Below are 10,752 nucleotides of genomic sequence, written 5' to 3' on the forward strand. Positions count from 1 at the left end.
CAAATCCTACTCCCGCAACCAAAGATAGCGAAGACGCCGTATCCGAATAAGATGCGGCGTTTTTTAAATCCGAAAAACTCAACAATCCCAACAACTTGCCGCGGAACTCCAGCGCGTCGTGCTCCTTTGGGGTGCGTGCAGTGGTTACCCAGAAGAACGCGCCCATGAAGCAAAGCGCTCCACTTCGGCAAAATGAGGATGATCGCCGCGGCTCACCGCCCAAAACGTTCTGCCAGGCAAACCCACGTCAGACAGGAGCACCAAGTGCCCGGCTGCGACAGCGGCGCCAGCCAAGACGCTGGACGCAAGTACCACGCCCTGACCCGCAAGCGCCGAGTCAATGGCATTGATTTCCTCGGAAAAGTGCTGTGTGACCTCCGGCACCATCGCCCCGAGCCCGGCTGCGCGGGACCAGCGCTGCCAGCTAGGTGACGCTTCCGCGCCGCACTTCCAACGGTACTCAATCAGCGGCAGGCGCAAAATACCGGCGTCGTCATTGATCGGTGTCTGGCGCAGAAGTTCCGGTGCGCAAAGCGGGATCAGCTTGTCTTGGAACAGCGGCAGCCAATGATCTTCGGGCTGCGCCTGGACTGCGTAGCGAACCGCAAAGTCGACATCGCTACCCGAGAGATCTACGGGCTGGTTGTCGGCCTCGACCTTCAGGTTCAATCCGGTCTGACTGCGCAACGCGGGCAAGCGCCGCATGAGCCAGAGGCTGGCAAAGGCCACCGTGACGGAGACCGTCAGCGGACGGTCCGTCTCCTGCTGCGAAATCCCCGCGACGGCGCTGCTCATGCGGTCGAAACTCTCGCGCAGTACCGGGTACAATGCCGCGCCTTCTGCAGACAGGCGGATTGGGCGCGGATAGCGATGGAAGAGTTTCACCTTCAGGATCTCTTCCAGCTGGCGGATCTGGTGGCTGATCGCGGTTGGCGTCAGGTGAAGCTCGGCCGCAGCCCGGGCGAAATGCAGATGCCGCGCGGCGGCTTCAAAGGCACGTAACGCGTGGAGCGGAGGCAAGCGCCGCATCGGTTCAATCCTTTCCGTTCGGGGTGGAGCCAGGGTGAATTTCATTCACCCTGACCATGAGAAATTCGCTTTCGCCAGAGGGTTGGCTGCTTGGTAGGCACAATGTGCAGTGCATAAACTCAGGAGATTGCCCATGCCCACTCTGTTGCGAATTGATGCCAGCGCTCAGCTTGAAGAGCGCTCCCTCACACGTCATCTGACCGGGCTGTTCACGCAGACCTTTCTGGCGCAAGCACCGGATACGAAAGTGATCACCCGGGATGTCGGCCTGAACCCAATCCCTGCGATCGACCACAAATTCATCCATGCGGCCTTTACCCCGTCCGACGCGCGTGAGCCGTGGATGAGTGAGCGTCTGGCGCTGTCCGACGAGTTGGTCGACGAGGTGATCGCGGCGGATATCGTCGTTCTGGGCGCGCCGATGTACAACTACGGATTGCCGACCGCCCTGAAGGGCTGGATCGACCACATCGCGCGGATCGGTCGGACCTTTTCCTTTGACCTGGCCCGCGGCGATACGCCGATCGAGCCGATCCTGTCGGGAAAACGGCTGGTGGTGCTGTCGTCGCGTGGTGAATTCGGCTTTGCCCCCGGTGGGCCGCGTGCCCATCTCAACGCGCTTGACCCGGCGCTGGCAGCTTGTGCGCATTATTTCGGCGTCGCGCAGGCGGATATCGAGACGATCGCGATCGAATATCAGGAATTCAAAGACGCGCGTCACGAGGCGTCGGTTGAATCGGCAGAGGGCCGTACCCGCTACCTGGCCATGAAACTGGCCGGTGGGGCGGTGCAAGCGGCCTGAAACAACCCTTTGAAACGATAACACTGGGTGGCGCGGAACGACATCCGCGCCACCAATTTGTTGCGCAGTCAGGTTCATTCGGGCGCCCGGCTAAGCTTGACCTCCAGCGCGCTTGGCTCGGCATCTTCGCCATTGATCGGCAGAAGGTCCATCGGGCAGCACGAAATCACCACCACAGCATCCATTTCAGCGCGAAACAGCACATGATCCCCTTTGTTCGAGACAGGGGGGCGCCATTCCATCGCGCCACCTTCGATGACGGGCGTATTCATCCAGAGGTTCAGCGGGCAGGGCACCGATGTCGGGCGCAGGCCGATGGCCCGCAGCGCCATGCGCAGGTTGTCGGTGCAATTGTCGTGATACCCCTGATGTCCAAGTTGGGCATACCGGTGAATATCGCAGGACGCGACAAGTGTGTCGTGAACGCCGGGCGAGCTGTCCTCAACCAGTGTCAGGATCGGGCGCCGCCGGTTGGTCACCAGCGCGTCGCCGGGACGTGGCGAAATGCGACGAAGCGTCGGACGCAGGTGCTCCATCGACAGATATTCGTTGCAGTCCCTTTCGGCAAAGGCCCAGAAATCGCCGATCTGGCTGCCGTCGCGGTTGATAACCGACAGCAGGTTCCCCTTTTTCACGCGCATAGCCCGGCCCTGACGGGCGGGAATGGTGTAGGTGGTTTCTGGGCTGAGGCGACCATCCTCTGCAAGCGTCTGATGTGCGCTCGGGTTTTCGCCGTCGGGCCGTGCGGCATCAAACGGGGTGTTGAGGGTATCCATGTTTACTTCTCCATCAGGACGGGATGAGCGTAGGGGGCGGCGGGCTCCCGGTGCGGCTGCCAAGCGCCTTCGGCCTCCTGGCTTGCGGCATAGGCGGCGATCTCTTCCAGCGGTGCGAACCAGACATCGCCGCGCGACAGCACCTCTTCGAGCCAGCGCTCCACCACCCGCCAGCGGGCCAGCCGCCCGGTCAGGAAGGGGTGCCAGATCCCGATCCAGAGCCCGCCAGCCTCGTATTGCGCCTCAAACTCCTCAAAGGAGGCCTCCAACCCGCGGCGCGGCGACATCACCGGCATCTTGTAGCCGATCTCGTCGAAATGCGCGAAAGGCGGCCAGTCATCGCTGCCCCAATGCACCGGCAATTCGAACAGAGACCCCGATGCGGTGTCTATCCGATAGGGCAGATCGTCCGCCATCATCGAGCTTTCATAGGTCAGCCCGTGCTTTACCGCGATCGACAGCACCTCGGGAGTGACATTATAGACCGGAGCGCGGTAGCCGCGCGGGGTGGTGCCGGTCATCTGCCGGTGAACCTCAAGCGCGCGTTCGAACCAATCGGTCTGTTCCTCGGCGCTCTGTTCGGCGGGGTCTTCGTGCAGGTATCCGTGGTGGCCGATCTCATGTCCACCGGCAAGGATCGCCTCGACCGTCTCGGGGTATTGCTCCATCACCCAGCCGGGCATGAAAAAGGACTGTTTGAGTCCCAACCGCCGGTAGGTGTCCAGAATGCGCGGCACTCCGGAATTCGGACCATAGCGGCCCATGCTGATCGGGTAGAGGCGACGGTGCCCGTCCTCAGGACGCGCGATGTGGATCAGGCTGTCGGCATCCACGTCAAACGTGATTGCACAGGCACAGCGGGCGCCGTTTGGCCATTTTATCGGGTTACGGATCATGTGAGGGGGTCCTTTTGCATCAGCAGTGTTTCGGCCATTGCCGCAGTGGCAAGCAGGGTGCGGTCACTGTCTGGCGGACCGACCAGCTGCACTCCCACCCAAGCCCCCGCGTCCGTTTTCCCGACGGGGAGAGAAATGGCGGGCAAATCCAGCAGGCTCGCAGGCATGGTCAGGCGTAGAGCCGCGGTATTTGTCGCGGCAAAGGTTGCGGGATCTTCCAGCAGCGGCGCCAGATGCGGGGCTTCGATGGCAACCGTCGGCAGGAGGTAGATGGTATCAGAAGCCCGGACGGTTTCGCGCAACGCCCTGGCACCCTGTTTGACGTGCGCGATCTTGTCCGGGTCCAGACCGGCCGACGCACGCAGCCGCGCCGCGACAAAGGGATCGAGGCGCGGTGCGTTCTCGGTCTCGAGCAGATGCCCATAGGTTTCGACCGCCTCAATAGCGCCCGGCCAGCCGCCCGTGCGGATCAGCGCCAGCGCCTCATCCAGAGGCGACTGCCTGATGTGCTCCATCAGGACGTCCGCCTGTTCGAGGGCTGTAACCGCCGCCTTGCAGCGCTGGGAGATCGGCGCGAAGACATCGCCCGCGTCGAGCACGTCGCTGAGCACCGCAAGGCCGCTGGCGGTGTCCGGGCGGGCGTTGTCGCCGGACAGAATGGCATCCAGTTCGAAGATATCGGCAACCGAGCGGGCAAAGCTGCCGACCGTGTCATAGCTGGGCGCGAGTGGCATCACGCCACGCATTGGATACCGTCCGCGCGTGGGCCGAAAGCCGACCACACCCTGAAACGCCGCGGGCACCCGGCAGGAGCCTGCAGTGTCGGTACCGACCGCGAAGCGGGTGATCCCGCGCGCAACGGAGGCCGCAGCCCCCGAGGAGGACCCGCCCGGTACCCGCCCGTCGAGGAGCGGAGTGCCGTGGTGTGGATTGTAGCCGATGCCGGAGAACGCCAGTTCCGATTGATTGGTGACACCAATGCTGACCAGACCGGCCTTGCGGGCGCGCGCTACCACCTCGGCATCCGCTGGGGCAGGGGCCTCGGGGGCCCAGTGGGCGGAACCGGCACGCGGGGTGACGCCCTTGATCGCGATCATATCCTTCCAAGAGACCGTGCTCCCATCCAGGGGGCTCAATCTCTCGGTGCGACCATCGCTTTGACGTGCTTCCGCGCGGGCCCGGTCCGGCAACAGGGACAGGAAAACCTCCCCCTCCCGACCGGCTCGACGCAGCGCCTCCATGGTGTTTTCGGCAACAGACCTCATGCGGTCCTCACCCTGGCGCCCGCCGCCGATTGCTGCGCGCTTTCCAGAATGAAACCGTCGTCAGAATGCCAGGATGCATAGACCCGCGCGCCAATGCTTGCGTCCAACTGCTCCAGGTCCCGCTGCTGAAGCTGCGCCACAAGGCTGCGGCCTGATGCCGTTTCCAGGTGCAGATTGACGACGGCCCCGGCAAATTCCTCTGACACCAGCGTGCAGGCGATTTCGTTTTCGCCCCAGCCCGGCTCGACCGTCACGGAGATCCTGTCCGCCCGCACCGCCAGATCCGCCCTTGCGCCCTCGGCCAGCCCGCTGCTGTTGGCGAGGCGGACTTTGCCGTCGCGTGTGTCCAGAAAGCGTTTGCTGCCCTCGCTGCCCGAAACCTTTCCTTCCAGCAGGCTGATCCCGCCGACAAACTGTGCAACAAATTTGCTGCGCGGCCGCAGGAAGATGTCCTGCGGGCTGCCGATCTGTTCGACCCGGCCGCCGTTCATGATCACCACGCGGTCCGCGAGCGAGAAGGCCTCGGAGTGGCTGTGGGTGACATAGACAAAGGTGATGCCCAACTCGCGTTGCAGCTTCTTCAGCTCTCCCTGCATCTTGATCGCCATATGGGCGTCGAGCGCCGAAAGCGGCTCGTCCAAAAGCAGCACTTTGGGTTCCAGCACCAGGCTGCGGGCAAGGGCAACGCGCTGGCGCTGACCACCTGACAGGCGCGCGACATTGCGGTCTGCGTAGGTGGAAATGCCCAACCGGTCCAGCCAGTCGTCGGCGCGGCGGCGGCGCTCTGGCCCGGCAACGCCGCGCATCTTGAGCCCGAACTCCACGTTTTCGCGCACGGTCATGAACGGAAACAGTGCCAGGCTTTGCCAGACCATGGGGGTTTCCCGCTCCCAGACCGGTAGTTGGTCGATCCGGTTGCCTGCAAGGGTGATCTCACCGCGGTCTGCGGTTTCAAGACCGGCAAGCATGCGCAGGCTTGTGGTCTTGCCGCAGCCGGACGGTCCCATGATTGCGATGAACTCCCCTTGCGCAATATCCAGCGAAAACTCTTCGACGGCGATGAAGCTACCATAGGACTTGGCAAGCCCCGCCAGTTTCAGATGTGTGTTGGTCATGATGTCTCCTCCTTGGACATGGCGCCGCCGCTCTGGCGCAGGACCACGGCAAGCGCGATCAGAACCAGCGTCAGGGTGACGGAAAAACTCAATGTGCCGATGACGTGGATGGTGGGGTCGACCTGCCCCTGAAGTGTGGTCAGAACCGCAACGGGAACGGTCTGGTTCAAGCCGCCCGTGAACCAGGAGATCACATATTCGTCGAATGACACGGCAAAGGTGATGAGGAAGGCGGCCAGGATGGCGGGCAACGTATGCGGCAGCACGATCCGGGCAAGGGCGGAATGCGGCAGCGCACCGAGGTTCTGGGCTGCGGTTTCCAGCGTCTCGTCCAGTTGCGCCAGCCGCAGACGGCAGACCGCCATCGCAAAGGGGGCCGCGATTACGACATGCGCGGCAACCACGGCTGCAAGCGTGCCGGCAATGCCGATGCGGGAGAAAAAGGCCAGCATCGCCAGACCCAGGATGACCAGCGGCACCGTCGGCGGCAGCAAGGCCAGCGCCAGCACGGCTTTCTGTCCAAAGAACCGAAACCGATAATCCGCATAGGCGGCGGCAAATCCCAGGGCTGTGGCGATCAGCGCGGTGATCCCGGCAACCGTCAGGCTGTTGCCGAGAGCCTCCAGCATGGCGCGGTCGGTCAGGACCTGCGCGTACCACTTGGTGCTGAACCCTGACATGCTGAGGCTTGGGAAGCGGTCGGCGCTGAAGGAAAACAGGACCGCCGACAGGATCGGTGCGTAAAGCAGCAGGAAAACCAATGCGAGTCCGGCAATCCAGAAGGCTTTTGGCAAGGTGTGTTTCAGATGCGGAGGCATGTCTTATCCTTTCTCGCGATAGGCCCAGAGGACGGTTACAAAGGCGGTCACCAGCAGGCTGGCGATCATCATCAGCGACACCACGGCAGCGCGCGGCCATTGCTGACCGGCCCGGACAAGGTCCGTCACGAGGATCGGCAGGGTCTGGAAGGTGCCGCCGCCCAGATAGGAGGCGCTGACAAACTCCGCATAGGACAGCAGGAAGGCAAACAGCAGCCCCAACGTCAGCCCTGGCCGTGCTGCGGGCAGGATGATGCGGAACAGGATGGCTCCGGGACGGGCGCCAAGGTTGGCGGCAGCGGAAATCCCGGTCCGGTCCACATTGGCAAGGGCGATGGTCTGCAGGATCAGCACCACCGGCAGCGCCAGCGTTGCATGGCCGAGAAATAGCGCGAAATAGGTGTTGAGAAGGCTCTCCCCCTTGCCACCAAACGCCTGAACAACCGAAGAGATCACGCCGCCTTCTGTCAGGAAGACCTGCCAGGAATAGATGCGCACGAGATAGCTTGTGAAAAACGGTGCGATCGCAAGCCCCAGCAGGATCAGCCGCTGACGCGGGGCCGCGACAAAGGCCATCGCGTAAGAGGCCGGGAAGGCCAGCAGCGAAATCGCGACCGCGCTGGCCATCGACAAGCCGTAGCTGCGCCAGAAACTGGCCCAGAGGAAGTCGAGGCCGAGGACATAGCGCCAGGCCGACAGCGTGGCATCCGGCGTCAGCCGGTAGTTCACCACGGACCAGAATGAAATCGCCACCAGCAAGCCAAGCGGAACCGCAAAGAACAGCAGCAGCCAGGCAGGCAGCGGCAGGACCCAAAGCGCCTGCCAGGCACGATTAAAGAGAAAGTGGAGCCGGCGCCCCGACGTGCGGGCCGGAAAAGCAGGGGAAGTCATGTCGATATCTCCGATAAGGCTGCGGCCCCGACAATTGCGCCGGGGCCGGACCAGCCATCAGGCGTTTTTGTAACGCGTCCAGGCGTCGTTCCAGGTTTCCAGCGATTGCTGTACCGGAAGCTCCCGCAGCCGGATGCGCCCGGCGCGGATCTCATCGAGCGCATTGGGGCCGTTCAGCACCATGTTCTGGCGCTGCGCCTCTCCCGGCAGTTCATCATTCAGCCGCGCCCAGCCCGCCCGCGTCGGGATCGTCGCCGGATACGCCTTGAGCGTGGCGGTCTTTACCTGCCCTTCCGGCGACAGCATGTACTGGATGAATGTCCGGGCCAGATCCTGGTTTTCTGAACGCGCGCCGATGGACAGCGACTCTGTCCATTGCAGGCCGCCTTCCTCGGGGATGGTCGTGGTGACATCCGCACCATCGCGGGCCAGCACGCCGGTGATCCAGTCGCCGATGCCTGGGATCGCGGCAACCTCGCCCGAGCGCAGCGCCGACAGCATCCCACCGTAATCATAGAACCCGCGCACCTGCGGCCGGAGCGACATCATCGTGTCGGTCAGTTCCGCCCAGTGCGCCTCATCAAGGTCAAACGGCGACGTGTTGCCATTGAGGAGGCTCAACGCGCCCAGGTTGGGCAGATGCCAGTCGAAATGGCCGATGCGTCCCTCGTGCTGCGGACCCCACATGCTGCGATAGCTGCGGGCGTCCGCCTCGCTCATCGCGCTGCGGTTATGGGACAGCCCGAGGAAACCGAACCGCAGGAAGACCGCATAGGGCTGACCGTCGAACCAGTGGCCGCGGAAATTCTGAAACTCCGGGAAGAAGTCGTCGAACGGGTAGTCCTCAGGCGTCAGCGGTTCAATGAAGCCCGCTTGCTGCAATTGCACGACGTATTCCGCATCCGACAGGATAACATCGTAGGTTCCGGCCGGAGACTGCGCCATTTGCGCAAGCATTTGATCGCCGCCAACATACTCCTTAGCACGGATGCGAACATTGTGCGTCTCCTCGAATGCGCCGATCACATCGGGGTCGGCATGGCCTGCCCAGGTGAGCATCGACAGGTCACGGCGACCTTGTGCGCGCAGGACGGCCGGGGCGGCGATGACGGCTGCGCTCGCAAGCCCCCCCTTGATCAACCGCCGCCGGGTGGTGATAATATTATGTGTCATTTTTCCCTCCCTTTTCATTCCACAAGCTTCAGAAAGAGGAGGCCCAAAAACAAATGACCATTCGTCAGGCCAGGCTGAGATTTCTTTGCGCAAGTGGGCGACGTCATGCGTAAACTACCGCCGTTAAACGCAATTCGAGCCTTCGAAGCGGTCGCCCGGAGGCTCAGTTTTGCCGAAGCCGCGGAAGAGCTGAGCGTCACCGCCACTGCCATCAGCCACCAGATCAGACATTTGGAAGCCTATCTCGGCTACCAGGTGGTAGAGCGCCGCCCCCGTCAGATCGCCCTCACTCCCGCCGGGCAAGAGTTGTTCCCAAAGCTGCAGTCGGCGTTTGATATCTTAGGCGAAGCCTTCGCCATGCTCGACAAGGACGTCGAGCAATCGCTGGTCCGGGTCACAACCACATATGCCTTTGCGGAACGCTGGCTGGTTCCGCGCCTGCCAGATTTTTTCGACAAGCACGGCGAGATCCGGGTGGAGGTCGAAACCGATGACAACGTTCTGGACTTGCGGGTTGACCGGCTGGACCTGGCGATCCGATATGGCCCCGAGGCCTCGGTGAACGAGGACGCCGAGGTTCTGTTCTCGGATCGCTACATTCCCGTCAGTCTGGCTGATCGTCCGGAAACCGGCGTGCAGGACAGCCGGCTGCTGGGCTTCCGCTGGCGCAACCCGGATATGGGCGGCCCGACCTGGGAAGAGTGGTTCAAGGAAGCCGGGGAGCCGTTCCCGTCGGACCGCATTATCCGTTTCAGCGATGAAAGCGCGGCTTTTAACGCGCTAGATCAGGGGCTGGGGCTGCTTTTGTCCAGCAGTGCGCTGGTTGAAAGCGGACTTCAATCAGGGCTCTACCGGCAAATCTCAGGCCCTGAGCTGCGCGGATTTGCCTATTGCCTTGTGCTCAATCCCCTGTCGCGCAACAAGCACGGCGTTAAGGCCTTCGCCGATTGGGTTCGGCGCGCCGCGAAACAGATATGAGCCCAATCGCCTCCAGTATCGACAGCATTCATCTTTCTGCGTTTCTCATATGGCGAAACATAGAACTGGGCATCTGGCGCACAAAAACTCTGGATCGCAATCGGTTCACACGCGCAATGATGCGTTGATCCGCATGCCTCACTACCGATCAAGCAACCGGGACGTGCTTCGAAGAGTTTCAGCAATTGTCTGCGCGGGGTCGACCGATTGAAGGCAACAGCATCGCTGGCCGCAATGCTGTGACCCTGAAAAATACTCCCTTGCCGAGATGCTATTCTTCGGTCGTGCTTTCCAAGGCGGGAGCTCTCTCCTGCCGGAAGATGAACTCCTCCGCTCTCCACAACGCGCGGCGCAGGCCAGGGGCGGGATCCGAGATCTGCACGGCAATCCGCGCCTGCCGTCGACGCAAGGTCGAAAACTCCGGCAACGGCCAATCGCGTCCGGCCATCTAGATCAACTTCTCGACAAGCCCGACCGTAGAAGACCGAAGAGCACCTTGAGCGTCAGGCAGGTTTGGATCGCGTTCGTCGGGCAAACGATCTCCCAGATCGTTGCCTGACCCTCCTCATTCCAAAAACATCTCGGGCCGTCCCGGCTTGTCGGATGTCTCTGCATGCCAAACCATGTCAGAGACGAACCAGACCGAGGGCGAACCGCGTTGCCTGAGCGACGCGTTATAGGTTGACCTGTTTGTTGAGCGGTCGCGGGGGGATTCAGGCTTCGGCATGTGCCTGATCTAACCATCAGGACCCGCTTAGTGAATCCCTCTTTCCCATTGGCGCGACAACGCCGTCCTGACCCGAAGACTAACTTAGCCCTCTGTTTCGAGTCTTGGGGTCGGTAAGGTAAGCCATCAGAGCAGCTTCTGTTTTTGCCTCGTCAAAATAGCGGGTCGGGGCCAGCGTCTTGCCGCCCAGCCACCTGAGCCAATCGAAGAAAAACACCGGGCCGCGCTGGAGTTTGTTCAGCCAATCGCTATTCCATGGTGCTCGATTTCCAGCCTCATCAT

11 protein-coding genes and 1 pseudogene are annotated in these 10,752 nt (G+C 62.2%); 2 read left to right on the forward strand and 10 right to left on the reverse strand.

The annotated features are described in order from the left end of the window. Positions 1 to 144: 144 nt before the first annotated feature. Complete coding sequence (locus tag MHM97_RS22400; protein WP_239325825.1) at positions 145 to 1,074, reverse strand: LysR substrate-binding domain-containing protein; 930 nt, start codon at positions 1,072 to 1,074, stop codon at positions 145 to 147. 88 nt (positions 1,075 to 1,162) lie between these two features. On the opposite strand from MHM97_RS22400, the gene MHM97_RS22405 reads away from it, so the two are divergent. Beyond that, positions 1,163 to 1,831 (forward strand): FMN-dependent NADH-azoreductase, encoded by a 669-nt coding sequence (locus tag MHM97_RS22405; RefSeq protein ID WP_239325829.1) that lies wholly within the window; start codon positions 1,163 to 1,165, stop codon positions 1,829 to 1,831. Positions 1,832 to 1,905: 74 nt separating this feature from the next. Here the strand turns inward: MHM97_RS22405 and MHM97_RS22410 are convergent, their stop codons facing one another. Genes MHM97_RS22410 through MHM97_RS22440 form a run of 7 tightly spaced genes read right to left on the reverse strand, consistent with a single transcriptional unit; the run spans position 1,906 to position 8,765 of the window. Continuing rightward, positions 1,906 to 2,607, reverse strand: coding sequence for a DUF1989 domain-containing protein (locus tag MHM97_RS22410; protein WP_239325831.1), 702 nt, complete (start codon positions 2,605 to 2,607; stop codon positions 1,906 to 1,908). Between the two features lie 2 nt (positions 2,608 to 2,609). Further along, a complete protein-coding gene (locus MHM97_RS22415; RefSeq protein WP_239325834.1) occupies positions 2,610 to 3,503 on the reverse strand; it encodes a polysaccharide deacetylase family protein in 894 nt (297 codons plus the stop codon). Continuing rightward, positions 3,500 to 4,768 (reverse strand): amidase family protein, encoded by a 1,269-nt coding sequence (locus MHM97_RS22420; protein ID WP_239325836.1) that lies wholly within the window; start codon positions 4,766 to 4,768, stop codon positions 3,500 to 3,502. Before MHM97_RS22420 ends, MHM97_RS22415 begins: the two co-directional genes overlap by 4 nt. Further along, complete coding sequence (locus MHM97_RS22425; protein ID WP_239325839.1) at positions 4,765 to 5,883, reverse strand: ABC transporter ATP-binding protein; 1,119 nt, start codon at positions 5,881 to 5,883, stop codon at positions 4,765 to 4,767. Before MHM97_RS22425 ends, MHM97_RS22420 begins: the two co-directional genes overlap by 4 nt. Continuing rightward, positions 5,880 to 6,701, reverse strand: a complete 822-nt coding sequence (locus tag MHM97_RS22430; protein ID WP_239325840.1) for an ABC transporter permease — start codon at positions 6,699 to 6,701, stop codon at positions 5,880 to 5,882. Before MHM97_RS22430 ends, MHM97_RS22425 begins: the two co-directional genes overlap by 4 nt. A 3-nt stretch (positions 6,702 to 6,704) precedes the next feature. Then, positions 6,705 to 7,592, reverse strand: coding sequence for an ABC transporter permease (locus MHM97_RS22435; RefSeq protein ID WP_239325841.1), 888 nt, complete (start codon positions 7,590 to 7,592; stop codon positions 6,705 to 6,707). A 57-nt stretch (positions 7,593 to 7,649) separates the two neighbouring features. Continuing rightward, on the reverse strand, positions 7,650 to 8,765 hold the full coding sequence (locus MHM97_RS22440; protein ID WP_239325842.1) for a polyamine ABC transporter substrate-binding protein: 1,116 nt from the start codon (positions 8,763 to 8,765) through the stop codon (positions 7,650 to 7,652). A 93-nt stretch (positions 8,766 to 8,858) separates the two neighbouring features. Between MHM97_RS22440 and MHM97_RS22445 the strand changes: the two genes are divergently transcribed. Further along, positions 8,859 to 9,743 (forward strand): LysR substrate-binding domain-containing protein, encoded by an 885-nt coding sequence (locus MHM97_RS22445; RefSeq protein ID WP_239325843.1) that lies wholly within the window; start codon positions 8,859 to 8,861, stop codon positions 9,741 to 9,743. A gap of 355 nt (positions 9,744 to 10,098) precedes the next feature. Here MHM97_RS22445 and MHM97_RS22450 read toward each other — a convergent pair. Both MHM97_RS22450 and MHM97_RS22455 read right to left on the reverse strand, forming a co-directional pair. Then, a pseudogene (locus tag MHM97_RS22450) lies at positions 10,099 to 10,470 on the reverse strand (transposase); the annotation flags it as partial. A gap of 79 nt (positions 10,471 to 10,549) precedes the next feature. Beyond that, the coding region (locus MHM97_RS22455) for a hypothetical protein (RefSeq protein WP_239325846.1) at positions 10,550 to 10,752 on the reverse strand (203 nt) is incomplete at its 5' end.

Source organism: Epibacterium sp. Ofav1-8 (assembly GCF_022348185.1).
Lineage (GTDB): Bacteria > Pseudomonadota > Alphaproteobacteria > Rhodobacterales > Rhodobacteraceae > Epibacterium.

Bases quoted from the DNA above. Each gene is read 5' to 3' on its own strand.
- MHM97_RS22400 (WP_239325825.1), bottom strand. From the start codon at position 1,074: ATGAAATTCACCCTGGCTCCACCCCGAACGGAAAGGATTGAACCGATG.
- MHM97_RS22405 (WP_239325829.1), top strand. From the start codon at position 1,163: ATGCCCACTCTGTTGCGAATTGATGCCAGCGCTCAGCTTGAAGAGCGC.
- MHM97_RS22410 (WP_239325831.1), bottom strand. From the start codon at position 2,607: ATGGATACCCTCAACACCCCGTTTGATGCCGCACGGCCCGACGGCGAA.
- MHM97_RS22415 (WP_239325834.1), bottom strand. From the start codon at position 3,503: ATGATCCGTAACCCGATAAAATGGCCAAACGGCGCCCGCTGTGCCTGT.
- MHM97_RS22420 (WP_239325836.1), bottom strand. From the start codon at position 4,768: ATGAGGTCTGTTGCCGAAAACACCATGGAGGCGCTGCGTCGAGCCGGT.
- MHM97_RS22425 (WP_239325839.1), bottom strand. From the start codon at position 5,883: ATGACCAACACACATCTGAAACTGGCGGGGCTTGCCAAGTCCTATGGT.
- MHM97_RS22430 (WP_239325840.1), bottom strand. From the start codon at position 6,701: ATGCCTCCGCATCTGAAACACACCTTGCCAAAAGCCTTCTGGATTGCC.
- MHM97_RS22435 (WP_239325841.1), bottom strand. From the start codon at position 7,592: ATGACTTCCCCTGCTTTTCCGGCCCGCACGTCGGGGCGCCGGCTCCAC.
- MHM97_RS22440 (WP_239325842.1), bottom strand. From the start codon at position 8,765: ATGACACATAATATTATCACCACCCGGCGGCGGTTGATCAAGGGGGGG.